This is a genomic window from Rhodopirellula islandica (assembly GCF_001027925.1).
Classification (GTDB): domain Bacteria; phylum Planctomycetota; class Planctomycetia; order Pirellulales; family Pirellulaceae; genus Rhodopirellula; species Rhodopirellula islandica.
The window spans coordinates 1-16,687 of sequence record NZ_LECT01000035.1; the positions used below are offsets into that span (position 1 = coordinate 1).

General features: G+C 58.4%; 18 protein-coding genes. 3 read left to right on the top strand and 15 right to left on the bottom strand.

The annotated features are described in order from the left end of the window. Positions 1-114: 114 nt before the first annotated feature. Together RISK_RS17570 and RISK_RS17575 are read right to left on the bottom strand one after the other, a co-directional pair. Positions 115-1,260: a cysteine desulfurase family protein gene (locus RISK_RS17570; protein WP_047815642.1), complete on the bottom strand. Its 1,146-nt coding sequence runs from the start codon at positions 1,258-1,260 to the stop codon at positions 115-117. A gap of 139 nt (positions 1,261-1,399) precedes the next feature. Further along, complete coding sequence (locus RISK_RS17575; RefSeq protein WP_047815643.1) at positions 1,400-1,912, bottom strand: SET domain-containing protein; 513 nt, start codon at positions 1,910-1,912, stop codon at positions 1,400-1,402. A 252-nt stretch (positions 1,913-2,164) separates the two neighbouring features. Here RISK_RS17575 and RISK_RS17580 point away from each other — a divergent pair, with 252 nt between their 5' ends. After that, positions 2,165-2,935, top strand: a complete 771-nt coding sequence (locus RISK_RS17580; protein WP_047815644.1) for a hypothetical protein — start codon at positions 2,165-2,167, stop codon at positions 2,933-2,935. Between the two features lie 24 nt (positions 2,936-2,959). Here RISK_RS17580 and RISK_RS17585 read toward each other — a convergent pair whose 3' ends face one another. The 5 genes from RISK_RS17585 to RISK_RS17605 form a co-directional block, all read right to left on the bottom strand. Continuing rightward, complete coding sequence (locus tag RISK_RS17585; protein ID WP_047815645.1) at positions 2,960-4,597, bottom strand: flagellar M-ring protein FliF C-terminal domain-containing protein; 1,638 nt, start codon at positions 4,595-4,597, stop codon at positions 2,960-2,962. A 10-nt stretch (positions 4,598-4,607) separates the two neighbouring features. Beyond that, on the bottom strand, positions 4,608-4,994 hold the full coding sequence (fliE, locus tag RISK_RS17590) for a flagellar hook-basal body complex protein FliE (RefSeq protein WP_047815646.1): 387 nt from the start codon (positions 4,992-4,994) through the stop codon (positions 4,608-4,610). A 67-nt stretch (positions 4,995-5,061) separates the two neighbouring features. Further along, entirely contained in the window at positions 5,062-5,481 is a 420-nt protein-coding gene (gene flgC / locus RISK_RS17595) for a flagellar basal body rod protein FlgC (protein ID WP_047815647.1), read from the bottom strand. Positions 5,482-5,528: 47 nt separating this feature from the next. Beyond that, complete coding sequence (locus tag RISK_RS17600; RefSeq protein WP_047815648.1) at positions 5,529-6,089, bottom strand: flagellar basal body rod protein FlgB; 561 nt, start codon at positions 6,087-6,089, stop codon at positions 5,529-5,531. A gap of 2 nt (positions 6,090-6,091) precedes the next feature. Further along, the gene (locus RISK_RS17605; protein ID WP_047815649.1) at positions 6,092-6,514 is read right to left on the bottom strand and encodes an ATP-binding protein; all 423 of its coding nucleotides are present in this window, start codon (positions 6,512-6,514) and stop codon (positions 6,092-6,094) included. A 419-nt stretch (positions 6,515-6,933) separates the two neighbouring features. Between RISK_RS17605 and RISK_RS17610 the strand changes: the two genes are divergently transcribed. Then, positions 6,934-7,956 carry a S26 family signal peptidase gene (locus RISK_RS17610; protein ID WP_236696409.1) on the top strand — a complete coding sequence of 341 codons (1,023 nt, stop codon included), beginning with the start codon at positions 6,934-6,936 and terminating at the stop codon, positions 7,954-7,956. A gap of 29 nt (positions 7,957-7,985) precedes the next feature. Here the strand turns inward: RISK_RS17610 and lexA are convergent, their stop codons facing one another. Beyond that, positions 7,986-8,588 carry a transcriptional repressor LexA gene (gene lexA / locus RISK_RS17615; protein ID WP_047815651.1) on the bottom strand — a complete coding sequence of 201 codons (603 nt, stop codon included), beginning with the start codon at positions 8,586-8,588 and terminating at the stop codon, positions 7,986-7,988. Positions 8,589-8,947: 359 nt separating this feature from the next. Next, positions 8,948-9,721, bottom strand: a complete 774-nt coding sequence (locus RISK_RS17620) for an undecaprenyl-diphosphate phosphatase (RefSeq protein ID WP_047815652.1) — start codon at positions 9,719-9,721, stop codon at positions 8,948-8,950. Positions 9,722-9,851: 130 nt separating this feature from the next. Between RISK_RS17620 and RISK_RS17625 the strand changes: the two genes are divergently transcribed. Continuing rightward, positions 9,852-10,868, top strand: a complete 1,017-nt coding sequence (locus RISK_RS17625) for a DUF368 domain-containing protein (protein WP_083435028.1) — start codon at positions 9,852-9,854, stop codon at positions 10,866-10,868. Here the strand turns inward: RISK_RS17625 and rnpA are convergent. From rnpA to RISK_RS17655, 6 genes are all read right to left on the bottom strand, one after another. Beyond that, on the bottom strand, positions 10,851-11,261 hold the full coding sequence (gene rnpA, locus RISK_RS17630; protein ID WP_047815654.1) for a ribonuclease P protein component: 411 nt from the start codon (positions 11,259-11,261) through the stop codon (positions 10,851-10,853). The two genes, RISK_RS17625 and rnpA, sit on opposite strands and share 18 nt — an antisense overlap. After that, on the bottom strand, positions 11,261-12,577 hold the full coding sequence (locus tag RISK_RS17635) for a dihydroorotase (protein ID WP_047815655.1): 1,317 nt from the start codon (positions 12,575-12,577) through the stop codon (positions 11,261-11,263). Before RISK_RS17635 ends, rnpA begins: the two co-directional genes overlap by 1 nt. After that, positions 12,574-13,605, bottom strand: a complete 1,032-nt coding sequence (locus RISK_RS17640; RefSeq protein WP_047815656.1) for an aspartate carbamoyltransferase catalytic subunit — start codon at positions 13,603-13,605, stop codon at positions 12,574-12,576. Before RISK_RS17640 ends, RISK_RS17635 begins: the two co-directional genes overlap by 4 nt. A gap of 18 nt (positions 13,606-13,623) precedes the next feature. Next, the gene (locus tag RISK_RS17645) at positions 13,624-14,088 is read right to left on the bottom strand and encodes a DUF423 domain-containing protein (RefSeq protein WP_047815657.1); all 465 of its coding nucleotides are present in this window, start codon (positions 14,086-14,088) and stop codon (positions 13,624-13,626) included. After that, on the bottom strand, positions 14,085-15,263 hold the full coding sequence (gene nadA, locus RISK_RS17650; RefSeq protein WP_102017622.1) for a quinolinate synthase NadA: 1,179 nt from the start codon (positions 15,261-15,263) through the stop codon (positions 14,085-14,087). The genes RISK_RS17645 and nadA overlap by 4 nt, the downstream gene beginning before the upstream one ends. 177 nt (positions 15,264-15,440) lie before the next feature. Further along, positions 15,441-16,679, bottom strand: coding sequence for an aminotransferase class V-fold PLP-dependent enzyme (locus RISK_RS17655; RefSeq protein WP_047815659.1), 1,239 nt, complete (start codon positions 16,677-16,679; stop codon positions 15,441-15,443). Positions 16,680-16,687: the final 8 nt, after the last annotated feature.

Below are 16,687 nucleotides of genomic sequence, written 5' to 3' on the forward strand. Positions count from 1 at the left end.
CGGCCCCATCCGGGGCGATACCCAGACGCCCGCCACCATTTATTTTTCGAACGTCCCAAGGGAGGGTGATAATAAACGCTTGGCAACACGGCACTTGAAAACTGCACGACCTCCTTAAGGGGACGGGTAGTCCGTGGCTTCCGCCAGCAGGTTCACTGCTCGGTCGATTTGTTCGCGGCTGGTCGTCCAGCCCACTGAGATTCGAATCGCCCGGCCGACCTCTTTTTCGCTGCAGCCGATCGCTTGGAGCACGCGGGTCATCTCATCAGGGGGTGATTCCGACTGAGCCAAGCCGGCGACCAAATGTCGAGCGGCTTTTTGGATGCGTTTGGCTTCCGCCGGCATTTGAACGGTGACGGTGTTTGGCAAGCCATCGACGTGTTCCGCAAAGACCGTCACTCGCTCACCGAGGTTGCTTCGCAGCCCATCGATCAGCCGTTGACGCAGTTCCGCGAGGGTCGCGTAGGCTTCGTCGACGCATCGGCCTGCCATCGAAGCGGCGGAGCCGAAGCCGACAATGCCGGGGACGTTTTCACTGCCAGCTCGCAGGCCCATTTCGCGGCTCTCACCGAACAGAATGGGTTTGAGTTCGAGGCCGCGGCGGACGAACAGGGCGCCCACACCTTTGGGGCCATACATTTTGTGAGCGCTGAGAGCCAACGAGTCGACCCGAAGCTGGGTCACATCGACAGGGACCTTGCCGACCGCGGTGGTCGCATCGCAGTGAATTCGGATGCCCCGGTTGTGGCAGCGGTCCGCCAATTCACGAATCGGTTGCAGGGTGCCGAGCACATGGTTGGCCAATTGCAGGCAGACCATCTGCGTGGATTCCCGGAAGCGCTTCTCAAATTCGTCTGCGGGGACCATCCCTTGAGCGTCGCAGGGGACCAGTTCCACGTCCCAGCCGAGGCGTCCCAGTTGCAAGCCCGCCTGCATGACAGCATCGTGCTCGACGTTGCTGATCAACACGTGGGGAGGACCGTCCAGCGGATCCATGGTGTGGTCAAAATCTGCCGCGCCAAGGATTCCGAGGTTGTTTGCTTCGGTTCCGCCGCTGGTGAACACCAATTCAAAGGGTTCGCAGCCGATCAGAAAGGCGACGGATTCGCGGGCGCCTTCGATCGCTTCGCTGACGGCGGAGGCATGAACATGCGATTGGGTCGGCAGCATGAAGTGTGTCGACCAATACGGCTGCATTGCCTCGATCACCGAGGGGGCCATCGGTGTGGTGCGATTGAAATCGAGGTAAATCAGTGACACGGCGGGAGAGTCAGAGGCGGCATAGCAAAGGAAGCGAATGCCAAGATTAACCCCTTTGCCGTGTGAATCCAGCCGCCATCATCGCAATTCCGATGGCGGGGCAGTTTCGCCGTGAACCTCGGTTTCGCGATGCGATGGATCAGCGAGGTTTTTTCTTGCGTCCTTTGGCCAGACGCTTCATCTTTTTGACTTCCTCTTCGGAGACGACCCAGCCGCGACAATTGCGGGCACCGCACTGACACTTGGGATTCCAGTCGAAGGCTTCCCAGGCATAGTCGAAGGTGATTTCGGTTTCAGCTTCGATGTTGCAGATCGCGACGACGCCCAGCGAAAAATTGGTCAACTGCACCAATTCACAGTTGGGACTGCACGAGTGATTCATGAAGGCACCTGGCGTGCTGGGTTCGAGGTACCAGTCTTTGTCCAGATCCATCACATATTCACTGCCCACGTAGTGTTTTTTGTGAATCAGTTGTCCAGTGACTTCGAACACCAGTTCGCCGGGTTGGAATTGGCGAGCTGCGTAGACGCCGAAGCCACACCGTCCCGTCCCTTTGACTTCGATGTCGTCGTCGTAGTACGAGCGGTAGGAATAGTCCTTGTCAACGACAGCTTGGAGCTTCTTGCGGCGTTGTTTATCCAGTGCGGTCATTCGGTTTTTTGAAGAAAGATGAAGAGGAGACCATGGACGGATGTTACCAAGCTTTGCGAAACCGGAGCGGACCGTCAACGAGCAAACGAGCGAAATTTGCCGCCCGTTCTTGGCAGTGTCGATCCTAATCAGTTTGAAACGAATGTGAGGGCTGCGCGAGATCTAAAAAAACGTTCGACGTGCGACCGGGGGGAATGCCGATCTCAACGAAGCCAGCCGGTTTGATTGGTTTCCAGTTCCAAGGGATTTTCCATGTCACGTTCGCTCTTCACTTTCTTTTGTGTGATGACCATTTCTTTGGTCACCACCCATGCTCACGCGGACCTGGACTCCCTGTTGGGAGCTTGGACCCAGGAGGCTTCTGCGGATCAGGCCGCGGGGGAATCGTTGGTGCTCAACAATGCCTCCGAACCATCGCTGCAAGTTCAGCACGTGCCCTCACCCGAGGAACTGTTTCCTTCGCAACCCGTTGCGACGGTGAACCCCTACGCGGTGACGCCTGGATCGATTGATTGTGGCGGCTGCGATTCAGCGGGGCCCTGCCAGCAACCTGCCTGCAAGACGTGTGGGCCCAAGTTCAAATGGGCCAAGCGATTTGGCAGCGGATGTGATTCTTGCGGCGAGTTGGTCGAACCGGGTTGCCAATCTTGCAAGTCGTGTGGACTGGGTGGCAAACTCAAAGGTCTGGGCAGCAAGGGCTGCAACACGTGCGGCGAGATTGTGGAAGGCTGTCAATCCGGATGCAACGTTGGGCTGAGCGAGTGTCGTCCGCACCGTGCTCCCACGCTGCCACCGCCAAGCTCGATGCTGGAGTACTTCCGCAGCCGACCTTCGTACTCAGGGATCTGGGCTGGGTACGCCGAAGAAACTCGCAACCGTTGTCGCAACAAGAGCCCTCACGTGTTGGGCACTTGCGATTGCTTGGGATGCCGAACCGGTGGCTACCAATCGGGCAACTGTGCAACCGGAAGCTGCGGCCCGGTCTCACCAACGGCCTGCGGTTGTGGTAGCTGTGGTCACTGAGTGTTCGTAGCGGAGCCGGTTCGCTCAGGCAGCTTCGCCGACCCAACTGCGAATCACGTTGGCGGCAACTTCGGGATTGTCCTCCACCAAGGCGACCAGTTCGTCTTTGAGAGAGCCACCGGTGATCTCCATCGCCTCGACCTTGTCCGCTTGTTCCTCCACCGTGATCGGAGGGGCAGGCAGTTCCAAGCCGAATCCTTCTTTGAAGTCGGTGGGGTCGGCATTGCCGCTGAGTGACTTCACGCTGCTGCGAGCGATCAAGAGTGCGGCGGCAGCCAACCCCAGCATGGCCAAGGTTTGCCATGAATCCGACAGCCAAGACAGGGCAATCGTGGCGGTGGCGGGCGCGTCCAAGGCGGGCTCGGGCAAATCGATGTAGTCCCAGACTTGGACCAGCGGGAACCGGTCTTCGCCGGCAGCAACATCGGGTAGCAATGCCGTGACGGCTTGTTGGATTTCGGTTTCGGTTTGTTCTTTGAGGGCGACCAGGTCGGCGGTTTCCAACGGTTTGATGTCGTCCACGGTTTGGCCCGGGTTGGCTTCGAGCTGTTGCTTGGTCCAAACCTTCTTGTAGTAGCTTTGTGGCAAGCCAATCGAAACCTTCACGCGTTTGACGGGCAGTCCCGCCATCCGAGTCGTTGAGTACTCTTGTCCGGCAACCCGGTTGCTGGTTCGCTCATCTTCTTTTGTTTTGGATGTTTGAGCGGTGGCGTCCAGTTTGACAGGTCGGTTGCTGCTCAAGGCATTCGTTTGGGCGCCGGGGACTCCACCGGGCGTGGGACGCGATGACTCGGTTTCGCGTTTTCGCGAGGTTTCGTTGAGCGTCGTGGGTTGATCCGCGTAGCTCAAGCTCGCTTTCTCGGTGCTCATCGTCGGGTCGATTTCGACGTGTGTCGCCACGTGGATCTTTCCGTAACCCATCAAGTGGTTGCGGATCTTCATCTCGAACCGCTCTTCTTCTTCCCGGCGTTTTCGGGACAGTGGGTCGTCGTCATCGGCCAAATCGAAGGATGAGGAACCGTTGGTGTCCGTGACCACGACATCGTCGATCGACATGCCTGCGAACGAGGCTTGGACAAGGTCTTTGATTTGCATCACACGTGCTCGTGGCAGCGGTTGGATGCCTTCGGGTTCGATGGTCACGCTGGCGGATTGTGTCCGGGCGCGGGAAAGTCCCATGCGTTCGCCTTGGTCGTATTCCACTCTCGCCGTTCGGATGTCGTTGAACATCATGATGCTACGAGCGATGTCGAGCAGTTTGGCGTTCAATTCCCTCGCCACACGTTGTTCGTTCGATTCAAACGGGCTGGCTTTTTCAATCGCGGCTTGGACACTGGTTCGCAATGACAGCGGGAGCGAAGCAGAGCTTTCCAGTGCCTTCAGGAATTCACTGCGTGATTCGATCGGGATTTTGATCCGGCGACCATCGCGGGTCCAGCCTCGCAGGTCGGCGTTTCCAAAGGCGACTTCGGCCGCATCCAAATCGCGTTCACTGAAGCTCCGGCCGCCCAACAAGTATTCGCTGGTTGGAGTCGAGCTGCCGCGCACCAAGAAACCCATCGCCACAATGATGGCTGTCAGCAACAGCCCCGCGATGATTCGCGAGGGGACGGGCATCGTGGAATAGATGCTTCGAAATTGATCGAGAGCGTTTTGAAGCATAGAAGGTTAGTCAGATCTGAACTTGTTGGATTTCTCGATAGGCGTCCATCAGCTTGTTGCGGATTTGCATCAGCATCCGGAATGCCAAGTCGGCCTTTTGGACCGAGGTGAGGACTTCGGCTTCGTTGACATCGCCGCCGGTCAACATGGAGTGAACCATGGAGTCGGCTTGGTTCTGCATTGAGTTGACGCCTTTGACTTGATTCATCAACAGGTTGCCCATCTCACCGAATGAAGAGTCGGTGGAGCTGGACGGCGTGGAGTTGGGGTCAAGCAGTGAAAAGGCTTGGTTGGATCCGTGTTGTTCGAGTCCTGCCGGTTTGGTCGCCTGCGACGACGCACCGCTCTGCAACGCACTGAACGTTGGCGGCGGACGGAAGGAAGCAACGGGACGCATGCGGACTGGGGCGAATCAAAGAGGAGGGTGAAATGTGTCTCGAACGATCAGGGGCCGGCCATTCAGGTCAGGCAAGGATGGCGAGTCGTTGGCGGCTCATGCTCTTGCTGATTTCAATCACACCCACGTTGGCTTCGTAAGCACGCGTGCTTTCCAAGGCGTCAACCATTTGAGTGGTGAGGTCGATGTTGGGGTGAGCGACATAGCCTTCCCACTTGCCTTCGTCGATCGCCAAGGGGTGATCGGGTTGGTAGCGATAGAGCGGTTCTGATTCGTCCAGCATGACTTCGGCGACTTTCACGCCAGCGGCCTCACCGGGGCTGGCCGTTTCGTCGGTTTGAAAGACGACTTGCCGGGCTTGGTAAGGATTGGGGTTTCCGTTTTCGTCGACCAAGGAGGACATGTTGGCGATGTTGCCCGAGATTGCATTGAGCCGCGTGCGTTGGGCAACCAACGCGGAGGTGCTGATGTCGAGTGCACTGATCATGGCGATCTCCAGACAATGAGGGGGACGAATCGAATGAGGAAGGCGTGTCAGGCACGTTCGGTGATCGCGGCACGCAGCAGTTCAAACTGGCTGCGAAGCGTGGTCACGGCGAGGTCGTGCAGGTGTTGGTTCTTGGATATCTCGGTGACTTGTTGTTCCAGCGAAACGTCGCTGTTGTCGTGATAGACAACTTGTTCCATCGCAGCTCGTGGGCCGCTGAATTGGTCGTCACGCGTGACTGATTCTGCGGTTCGCGAGGGGCTCAACGCTGAAAATGATTCGGGGCTCATCGCGTCGCTGGACGGGTTCGGCATGCCGACCGTGCCGCCACGGATGGCAGTTCCAAAGGGATTGTGGACCCAAGCTGGAATGTGTCCTTCGCTCAGGTCAGGTTGAGTGATCGAGGGGCCGGGTGACTGCTCCTTGCCACGGTCGCGAATCGAATCGGCCAAGGCGGTTTGGAATTGTCCTTGATCCAGGTCGCGACTGCGGTAATCGGGCGTGCTCAGGTTGGCAATGTTGCCAGCCAGCAGTTCGTGGCGTCGTTCGGTGAACGCCAGCGTCTGCTCGAGTGCACCGATGGTTGTCGAGGCGACTGGATTGAACATTTTCAAGCGGCCCGGCGTTTGGCGACTTGGTAGTGGGGGAATTTGACCGTCACTGCACCGCCGCCCTGAGGGCAATCTTGCCAATTCAGTTCCGCCGACAAGGCCGCCGCGATCATCGGCAGCTTGCAGGCTCGTTGATCGACTGCAGCACCGGTGTCAGCGAGTTCGATCTCGATGCCGGTGTTGGTTTGGCAGCCGGTGATGGTGAGTTCGCCACCCTCGGGCATTTCGATCAGGGCTTGTCGAATCAGGCTTTCGATCAACTGGCAAAAAGACGCCTGATCGGCGGGCAAACGCAGGGCGGCGTCCATGTCCACCTCCAAGCAAACTGGTGCTGGGTGGGCGACCAACATGGGCGATGCGAGCGTTTCCACCAAAATGGCTAAAGGTGGATCGTTGTCCTGGCCGATGAAATGATGTGACATGATAGGTTTCCGATGACGTTCATTTTTGGACGCGTCCGTGCGTTCCCGTTTGCTGTTAGCGTTCGGAGGGCGTTCGCTGCAAGATCAATCTTTTCCGGCACCCGGTTTTCATGTCCGTTTCTTCTCGATCCCAAGCTGCTGAAATCGCTTCGCGGATTTCTCGCCGTCGCCTGCTGGCAGGCGCGGGAGCAATCGGGGTGGCTGGGTGTGAAACCCGTCGTGAAACAACAACTGCGTTTCAAGTGGCCGGCCCATCGATGGCTCCGACTGTGTGGGGGCCTTCCGTGGAGTTCTCGTGTGAGGCGTGCTCGATTCCTCTTCGTGTGGACGCGGAGATTTGGCGATCGATCCGCCCAAGATTGATTCCAGCGGAGAGCCAACCTGGTTCCAGGCCTCGATGTTGGCACTGTGGGACTCCCGTGAGTGGTGAATCGATCGACTCATTGAGCTTCCTGTCGGCGGATGTGGTCACCGTTCGTTCATCCACGGCTGCTCAGCTTCAGGGCCGGTTGGGTGCCGGGGAAATGCCGTTGGTCGTGCTGGACCACGAGGGCCAGACTCATCTCAAAAGAGTGCTTGCCGGCCCCGGGCAGAAGGTGACTTCGGATGACCGCGGGCGGATGCGCGTGGATGGCAAGCTCATCGAGCCATCTGATTTGCCGGGTTTGCCAATCGACATTGACCAGCGACGGACGGGCGAGATCGCCAGCCGCTGGAGTTGCTTCCCCTCGCTGGCATGGCAACGTGATCCAGAAGGGAATTGGTTTGATTCAGCTGAGACGAGCGAACCAAGGCCCGAGCTCGTTTGGTTGGTCTACGAACACCGCAACGTCTACCGTGGCAATGTGGTCAGCCGAGTGTTCGATGATTGCCCTGCGAACATGGGGCTGGATCGACGACTCCACCCGGTCGATCAGGTTGGACTGACGGTTCAACTGCAGTTGCGTCCAGCGGGAAGCAGCCAGGAAAGCAAGCAGGCCGCCATGGAATCAACCAGCGGACAAATCCACGCAGTGGCGTGGACCGATCAAGGCGTGCGTGTTGTCTCGAAGAAGCTGCCAGAGAAATTGGATGACCAAAGCATGCTGGTCAAGTTTGAGCCGCAGGCGTTCAGGACGGGGCGTCGGTTCGATCGGAGTGAGCTGAGCCTGGCAAGTGCTCCCGCTGTTTCCGCCACGTCGCCGGTGGCAATTGGTTGGAGCACCAATTCGATCGTCCGCGTTGGGGATTTGCGATTGTGGCGGCCCATTCAGTGGCGAATGGAAACCCCGTCGCGATGGCCCCTTCAGGCCAAGGAATGGTTTGTGGCGGGAGACAACACGCCCGTTTCAGTCGACAGTCGACGTTGGGGGCCGATTCACACGGACCAAATCATCGGGATTTGCGACCCGATTGTTCGCGACGAGACACTCCGTCGCGACTCGAAAACGCTGCATGGTTGAACAGCAGTCTGTTGAGCTGGGACGCCGGGCTACAGCGTGGTCCGGACGGTTGCGACAGCGACGCCCACCACCTTGGGGTTCACAACGGTGACGGGGGACAGGTCGCGATCGCCGTTGCGTAGTTCCACGTGGCCGTTGATCGGATGCCAATAGCGAAGCGAAACATTTCCAGGGGTGGTCTCGATCGCGGCGAGTTGCCCCGGTTGGACGCTGTCCTGCTTGTTGATCACGATGTAATCACCATCATGGATCCCGCGACTGGCCAGAGAGTCCCCTGATATTTGAACAACAAATCGATCGCCGTCGGCAAGGATCTTGCCTAAATCAACCACATCGGTCGCGTTCATATCGATGTCCGTGGGTTGGCTTCGGACGATGCCTGCCATCGGCAAACCCGTGGGGGAACGAGCGTTTTCGCCCGTCAACTCGATTGCTCGCGACTTGTTGGCTTTCCTGGTGATCAATCCTTTGCGTTCGAGCGCGCGGAGGTGACACATGACACCATTGGGACTTCGGATGCCGAAATGCTCGCCAATCTCACGAACGGTGGGCCCATAACCTCGTTCTTGGATCAAGGAGCGAACTAGCTCGTAGACCTCTCTTTGTCTTTCGGTCAGTTGAACTTTGGCCATGAATTTCGCGGAGGGAGGTGGGGTGGGGGGCAAAGGAGCGATCCCATCGCTCTAACAGAAGCCTAGCATGTGAATCACTTTGATGACGTGCTTTTTATGACCAGTTTTTGCATCGACGACGTCGCGGTCCCCTGTGCGGAATTGCGCGCTCGTCGAAGGTGGCATCAGAAATCCAACGACTCACCCTGCGGGGTGGTTCGTTGTCCCCTGTGGATCTTCCGTTGCTCGAGGGGCGAAGGGACACTGCGTGCCAAAGCGATTGGCTGAGCATAGCTAAAATTGAACGGCTCGTGTTGCTCGCCCATAGCAAAAACTAGCTTCGGAGAGGTTGGTTGAGAGCCCCCTGCTTCTCTGGCGAGCTATCGAAGATTGAGAGCGACCACCACCAACCCTGCTGGGATGCACCAGTATGCGAACCAGTGCAGGCGGTCTTCCCGGCTCCATCGAATCAGCCACTTCAGAGCGACGATGCCCACGGCGAAGGCCACGGCGGCTCCGATCAGGAGGGTTTCGACGGACGCAGCACCGGAGGGGCCGTCCTCCAGGAGGTCTTTGACGGCCAAGACCGTCGCCCCCAGAATCGCAGGGATCGCCAGGAGAAACGAAAACGTCACCGAGTCATCTCGATCGAGGCCCATCAGTCGGCCGCCGAGGATCGTGGAACCGCTGCGGCTGATTCCTGGGAGGATCGCAAAGGCTTGGAAGCAGCCCACCAAAAACGCGGCGCCGAATCCCAGGCGGTCATAGGTTCCCGATTGGGGCGTGAGTCTGCCCAGCACAATCAACATGATTCCGGTCACGATCAGCATCGCCCCGGCGAGAAGCGGGCTGCGAAGGATTTCTGGGAATTGTGTTTTGATTGTCAGGCCGATCACAACGGCCGGAAGCGTTCCGATCACCAACAATCCAACGACCCGCCGGTCTTTCTTCAGCAGAGCCCAGATTCGCTGCCAGAACACGACCAGGATCGATCCCAGCGTTCCGGCGTGCAAAATGATCTCGAGAGTCACCGACTCGCCCAGTTCCCCCAGCATCGATCCGAGGATCACCAAGTGCCCCGACGAACTGATCGGGAGAAACTCGGCGATCCCTTGCACGACGGCCAGAATGATGACGCGAATGAGTTCCTGCACGATTCGAGGTCTCAACTAAAGTGTGTGGGGTGTGCGTCTGGACAGAGGATGTCCTAGGTTACTTTGTCGAGACGATTGTCGGCATCCGTCATTTCAAATCCTGTTCTTTTCCTCCGCCTGATTGACTCTTGTGAACGCATCCACCGGCTCGGACAGTTCTTCCGAAAGTATCAGTTTTGACGGCGAGGGGTCTCGGCGTCCTGATGGCATCGGAATGATGTTGCTGAACGTCTTTCGAGGGTTTTGCATGGGAGCCGCTGACACGGTGCCTGGCGTCAGTGGCGGGACGGTGGCTTTGATTCTGGGGCACTACGACCGCTTGATCGCGGCGATCAGTCATGTGGACACAACGTCGCTTGGATTGCTTCGAACAGGGCAATGGGGGGGACTTGCCCGGCGAATGGATTTGCGGTTCTTGATCGCTCTGGGGATTGGGATCGTCGTCGGAATCGGGGCCTTGGCCGGACTGATGCACTGGTTGCTGCAACACCGAGTCAACGAGACCATGGCGGTGTTCTTTGGTTTGGTGCTGGCAAGTGTTTGGGTGGTCCGGCGCAATGTCACTCAGTGGACGCTTCCACGGTGCGTTCTGTTGGTGGTCGGTGTGCTGGTGGCGTTGGGAATCTCGCGAATTCCTGCGACGACAGGCGACGCCAGTCATGTCTTTTTGTTTTTCAGTGCGTCAATCGCGATTTGTGCGATGATCCTGCCAGGGATCAGCGGCGCGTTCATTTTGTTGTTGCTGGGCGTTTACGAACCGGTGATCGGGATGATCAAAGGCGTTGTCAAAGGCCAGATCGACATGGATATCTTGGGCCGGTTGGCCGTGTTCGCAGCGGGGTGCCTGTTTGGATTGCTGGCGTTCAGTCGATTGCTGAATTACCTGCTCGAACACTTCCGAGACGCAACGATGGCGGTGTTGATCGGGTTGATGATTGGTTCGGTTGGCCGGCTTTGGCCTCTGCAACGGGTGACCCCGGAGACCGCTGAACTGGAACTGAAGCACCAAGAGTTCGTTTGGGTTTTGCCACACCATTACGAAGGCAGTTTGGTGGTGTTGCTAGCGCTCGCCATCACGGCCGCCATCGTGGTGATCGCTGCCGATCACTTCACTCGACGGATGCAATCATCATCGACCGTCACTTGAGGGTTGGCTGCGCCGCACCGCTCGACCGACGAGTTTGACAAAACCTTTGTCGATCAATTTCCAACTTGCTTGGACGTCTTTCTTGGGTCGGACAACGTAATCAAACCCGGGCGGAAGTTCCATTTGGTGCAGTCGGTACGCTTCCCGTATCAGACGTTTCCAACGGTTGCGAGCGACCGCGTTGCCGGTCTTCTTGGGGATCGTCACGCCCAGGCGACATTGCGTTTGGGTTGCGTCCCCTGGCGACGTTTGATTGCGTGGCAAGGCGAAGACGACCAAGCAATCATTGGCGGCAACACCGCCACGTCGGAGTGCTTTGGTGAAGTCACCACTGCGTACGACGCGAGATGACTTGGGGAATCCCAGCGGGTGTTTTCCAAGCGTGCGCGACATCAGGAGGCAGTGTTCGCAGCGGCAGGATTCAGTTCGAATTTCAGGCGACCGCCGACCAGGGTGTGAGTGACTCGAGCGGCAAGCGTGCGCCCGGTCATGGGGCTCGACTGACATCGCGACCGAAATTGTTTGGCCTCGACCGACCAAGCCTGGTTGGGATCGATGACAGTCACGTCCGCGTTGGCACCCACAGACAAGCTGCCACCGTCGACGCCCGCAATCTTTGCAGGCGAAGTCGAGAGGCACTCGATCGCTCGAGACCAACCCAGGATTTTCGTTTCCACCAAGTCGGTTGCGATGGCGGCGAGAGTCGTTTCCAAGGCGGAGGCGCCAAACGGAGCCAAGTCCAGGTCGTTGGCCTTTTTTTCCTGAGCCCGTGGCATGTGCCCGGATTCAATGGCATCGATCACACCTTCCGCAACCGCATTGCGAAGTGCTTCGACGTGCGATGGACTTCGCATTGGCGGGTGAACTTTGTACCGCGAATCGTAGGATCGCAGCAGCTCATCGCTGCCAAACAAGTTGTGTGGGCAGACCGATGCAGAGATGTGGATGCCCCTTGATTTCACACGGCCAATCATGTCGATCGCACCCATCGTGCTGACCGGGCCCACGTGCAACCGACCCTTGGTGGCTTCTGCCAAACGGACATCACGAGCGACCGCGAGGTCTTCCGCTTCGGTTGGCAAGCCCTTCAGGCCCAGGACCAATCCGATTCGGCCGTCGTGCATCACCCCGCCGTCAGCCAGTTCCGGGACTTCCGGCCGATCAAAGATGGGCAAGTCAAACATGCGGCAGTAGTCGAGCGCCCGTTTCAGCAGCGCATCGTTGGGCATCGGTCGCGGCGTGTCACTGAAACCGGCCGCTCCGGCCGCGGCCAGGATGCCAAGTTCGGCCATCTGTTCGCCTTGACGCCCTTTGCTCAGGCAAGCGATGGGCAGCACGCGAACCCCGTCGATGCGCTGGGCAATTTGGCGAACCAATTGCACGGACGCGGCGGAGTCCATCAATGGTTTGGTGCTGCTGCAGCACAACACCGTCGTGTAACCACCTGCCAAGGCAGCGTCGCTGCCTGTTTGAATGGTCTCGTCTTCTTCACTGCCCGGTTCACGCAGTTCCGTCGCCAGATCGACCAATCCTGGAGCGACGATCTTGCCGGTCACGTCCAAGCGGCCTGCCTCGGGTGGCAAATCACCATCCGGCGTGTCGATCGAGTGAATTTTTCCCTCGTGCAGAACGAGGCGTGCGATCCGGTCGACACCATTGGCGGGATCGATCACCCGGCCGCCATCGAGTACCCAAGTGGAATCGTTCATGCGAGGGGCTCCGTGGAGGCGTCGGCGTTGGCTTTTGCGTTGGCGAGCAGCCACAGCGAGGCCATGCGGACGGCGATTCCGTTGGTGACTTGTTCGAGGATCACGGAATGCGGGCCGTCAGCGACTTCCGGCGTGATTTCAACGCCACGATTGATGGGGCCGGGGGCCATGATCAGGATGTCGGGTTTGGCGAGCCGCAGGCGTTGACCGTTCATGGCATACAACGCGGCGTATTCGTAGACGCTGGGGAACGGGCGAGCTTTTTGACGTTCGAATTGGATGCGTAGCAGGTTCAAAACATCGCAGCGGTGAACAATTTCATCGAGTCGGTGAGCGACTTCAAACCCGAGTTCTTCCCAGCGCGGGCTGACCAGAGTCGGTGGTCCACAAATGATGACGTGGGCACCCAACTTGCGGAGGCCCCACAGGTTGCTGCGTGCGGTTCGACTGTGGGCGATGTCGCCGACCAAAGCCACCGTCATGCCAGCGAACACTTTTTCAGGATCGGCGGCTTCGTGTTTCCAGTCCGATCCGATGCGGTGCTGCAGGATCGTCAGCATGTCCAGCAAACCCTGGGTGGGATGCTCGTGCGGTCCATCGCCGGCGTTGAGCACGCTGCATTTCAATTCTCGGGCCAGCAAGTGAGGCGTTCCCGGCGTGGAGTGACGCGTCACGACCCAGTCGACACCCATCGCTTCGATTGTCTTGGCCGTGTCGACGAAGGTTTCGCCTTTGGCGACGCTGCTGCCACTGCTGCTGAATTCGACCGTGTCCGCACCCAAGCGTTTGGCGGCCAGCGAAAAACTGTTTCGCGTGCGAGTGCTGTTTTCGAAGAACAAATTGGCACACGTTTTCCCGGTCAGCAGCGGGACTTTGCGGCGACAACCTTCGGTCATTGCCTTCAGCTCGTCCGCGGTGCGTAAGATCGCGAGGATCTCAGCGGCGGAGAGCCGTTCCAAATCCAATAGGTGACGATGCCGCCAAACGGCCGGGAATGACAATTGATCGGGTGAGAGCGATGCGTCCATGGTCGGGAGTTTAAAGCATCATTGACTTTTCGACGAGTCACGGCAGCCCACAAACATCAACCAACCCACCATCCAGCAAACGCCGCCGATTGGCGTGATCGCCCCCAGCACGGGCGTGTTGGTTAAAACCAGCAGGTACAAACTGCCGGAAAAGAAAATCAATCCCGCCACCATCAACGCACGAATCGTTCGCAGCCATTTGGTGGATCGCAGCGGAGCCACCGCCAAGGCCAACAAAACAATGGCGTGAGCCAAGTGGTAGCGGGCTCCCGTGTCAAATTGCGCGACCCGGCGAGCAATCGTTTCGGGATCCATTCCGGATTGCTCAAGAAAGTTGGGCAGCCCGTGAGCACCAAAGGCTCCGATCCCGACGGCGGATGCTCCGGCCAAACCAGCCAGAATCATGTTCCAACGCGAAGGAGCAACCGAATCGGAGTGCACTTCACCGGGGTTGGTTTCTGACGGTGAGTAGGGAGATGTCATTTCACCGCCAACATGCGTTCCAACGCGATCAAACTCCACTTGGTGGTCTCTTCGTCCACGCGAATTTGGTTGACCAACCGGCCGTCACGCAAGTTTTCCAGCGTCCAACAAAGGTGTGTCAGATCGATTCGGTACATCGTCGCGCACATGCAAACGACGGGGCTCAAAAAGTGAATCTCTTGTTCCGGGTGCTCGTCCTTCAAGCGGTTGACCAAGTGCAGTTCGGTCCCAATCGCCCATTTCGTTCCCGCCGGGGCATTCTGGACGGTTTGAATGATCTTGCCCGTGCTGCCACTGACATCGGCAATGTCGTTGACCTCGCGGGGGCATTCGGGGTGCACGAGGATCTGGATGCCCTCGTGTTCCTTGCGAAATCGAGCAACGTGCTCGGCGCGAAACATTTGGTGGACGCTGCAGTGACCCTTCCACAGGATCACGCGGCTGGCTTCGATTTGTTCGTCGGTGTTGCCGCCCATTTCCAATGCGTAGGGATCCCAGACGGGCATTTGATCTTCGGTGATTCCCATCGTCAGCGCGGTGTTGCGGCCGAGGTGTTGGTCGGGAAAGAAGAAGACTCGCTGGCCGCGTTCAAACGCCCATTCCAAAACCGCTTTCGCGTTGCTGCTGGTGCAGACAATTCCACCGTGACGACCACAGAACGCTTTCAAGCTGGCGGCGCTGTTGATGTATGTGACTGGGATGACTTGTTCTGTCTCAATCACTTCGGACATGTCCGCCCAAGCCGCTTCGACCTGCGCGATCGCGGCCATGTCAGCCATCGAGCATCCCGCCGCCATGTCAGGCAGCAGCACGTCGACTCGGCGACCATCGCGGGCTTCGATTCGGTCCGGACGGTTGGCCAGAATGTCAGCCGTTTCTGCCATGAAGTGAACGCCGCAGAACACGATGGTCCGGCACGCTTGGCTTTTGGCCGCCATTTCGGACAACTGGTAGCTGTCGCCTCGCAAGTCGGTGTGCTCGATCACTTCGTCCTGCTGATAGTGGTGGCCCAAAATCAGCAGTTCTTCCCCGAGTTCTTTCCGCACCGCTTCAATTCGTTGCTGAAGAACTTCGTTTTCCAGCGATCGGTACGGTTTCAAAGGATGCAGCGCATCCATTTCATCGTTTCCGCTGGTGGGTTGTTCGGGAGGCGTGGTGGTTGGCAAATCGACCATGGGGATTTCAATCAAAGAGGATCGGCGGCGCATCGTGGGGCGACACGTCATTATTGAAACCGATCCACCCCTTTGTTTCCATGCCTGCCGTTTTGAGCTCGCCCCCCCAAACGCCAAAAGAACATCTTCCCCTGCTTTTCAGGAAAGAACGTTTTCGCATCTGAAAAAGGGATTGCCTCAGGACAACGCTGTGATCTGAGCGGCAATTTCAGCGACCGCCTGGATCGCTGCGTCGATCTCATCGGGGGTTGTGCCGTGTCCCCCGCTGATGCGAACGGTGCCTGCCACTTCCGTCCCGAGGTGGCGGTGAATTCGTGCGGCACAGTGATGGCCTGAGCGAACCTCCATTCCAAATTCCCCCTCCAAGATCGCGGCGGCATCGTCCGGCGGAAGATCTGGTCCAAAGTCGAGGCTGGTGATCGGAAGAGGGCCTGGACGACCGAAAACTTGAACCCCTCCGATCGAGCTCAATCCAGCATGAAGTTGCTGCGACAGACCAGCCAATTTCTGAGCGGAATCCTCCAGTGGTGCCAGCCAATCCATCGCCGCCCGCCATCCCGCGATGGCGGGCAAGTTCATCGTGCCAGGTTCCAGTTTTTCGGGCATGGATTCGGGCATGACATCCGACCGGCCGTCGTGCCCGGTTCCGCCCTGCATCCAAGGTTGGATCACATCGTGCCACTCGGGTGACAGGCAGAGCATTCCGATCCCCGGCGGACCACCGCAACCCTTGTGAGCGGGTGCCGCCAAGGCATGCACTCCGAGTGCCTGGACATCCACCGGCAAGTAGCCCAGCGACTGGGCCGCATCACACAGGAACAAAATTTGATTCGACTTGTTTCGCAATCGGTTGTGTTCCGCGATGGCCGCTCCGATCTCTGCGATCGGTTGAACTGCCCCGGTCACGTTGGACGCATGCGACAAAGCCACCAAGCGAGTGGCGTCATGGATCTTTCCGATGACATCGTTCGCTGACAGCAAACCGTTGACATCCGGTGAGACTTCCTCGATCGTCGCGCCGGCCGCTGTTGCCGCAACGAGCAATGGTCGCAAAACGGCGTTGTGCTCAACCGCTGAAGTCAGCAGGTGCGAGCCGGTTCCGATCGCATGCGAGGGACCGACCAGCCCATGCATGACGGCGTTCAACGCCGAGGTGCAGCCCGAGTGAAAGCTGACGCAGTGGTCCGATTCGGCATTCACAAAACGAGCCAGTTGAGATCGCAACGAACGAGTGAGTTCGCTGGCTTTCCTCGCCGACGCGTAATTGCCTCGCGAAGCCGAGGAGCCGACGTTGGTCAGGAACTCAACCATCGCTTCGGCGACACCCTCCGCTTTCGGCCACGAGGTTGCAGCGTGGTCCAAGTAGATGCGGGGTGGGGTGGCAGGCACGGTTGTGTCAGACGGTTCAGTCGGGATCGGGCGTT

Bases quoted from the DNA above. Each gene is read 5' to 3' on its own strand.
- RISK_RS17605 (WP_047815649.1), bottom strand. From the start codon at position 6,514: ATGTCACATCATTTCATCGGCCAGGACAACGATCCACCTTTAGCCATT.
- RISK_RS17645 (WP_047815657.1), bottom strand. From the start codon at position 14,088: ATGACATCTCCCTACTCACCGTCAGAAACCAACCCCGGTGAAGTGCAC.
- flgC (WP_047815647.1), bottom strand. From the start codon at position 5,481: ATGATCAGTGCACTCGACATCAGCACCTCCGCGTTGGTTGCCCAACGC.
- nadA (WP_102017622.1), bottom strand. From the start codon at position 15,263: ATGGTCGATTTGCCAACCACCACGCCTCCCGAACAACCCACCAGCGGA.
- RISK_RS17640 (WP_047815656.1), bottom strand. From the start codon at position 13,605: ATGGACGCATCGCTCTCACCCGATCAATTGTCATTCCCGGCCGTTTGG.
- RISK_RS17635 (WP_047815655.1), bottom strand. From the start codon at position 12,577: ATGAACGATTCCACTTGGGTACTCGATGGCGGCCGGGTGATCGATCCC.
- RISK_RS17580 (WP_047815644.1), top strand. From the start codon at position 2,165: ATGTCACGTTCGCTCTTCACTTTCTTTTGTGTGATGACCATTTCTTTG.
- lexA (WP_047815651.1), bottom strand. From the start codon at position 8,588: ATGGCCAAAGTTCAACTGACCGAAAGACAAAGAGAGGTCTACGAGCTA.
- RISK_RS17575 (WP_047815643.1), bottom strand. From the start codon at position 1,912: ATGACCGCACTGGATAAACAACGCCGCAAGAAGCTCCAAGCTGTCGTT.
- RISK_RS17600 (WP_047815648.1), bottom strand. From the start codon at position 6,089: ATGTTCAATCCAGTCGCCTCGACAACCATCGGTGCACTCGAGCAGACG.
- rnpA (WP_047815654.1), bottom strand. From the start codon at position 11,261: ATGTCGCGCACGCTTGGAAAACACCCGCTGGGATTCCCCAAGTCATCT.
- RISK_RS17585 (WP_047815645.1), bottom strand. From the start codon at position 4,597: ATGCTTCAAAACGCTCTCGATCAATTTCGAAGCATCTATTCCACGATG.
- fliE (WP_047815646.1), bottom strand. From the start codon at position 4,994: ATGCGTCCCGTTGCTTCCTTCCGTCCGCCGCCAACGTTCAGTGCGTTG.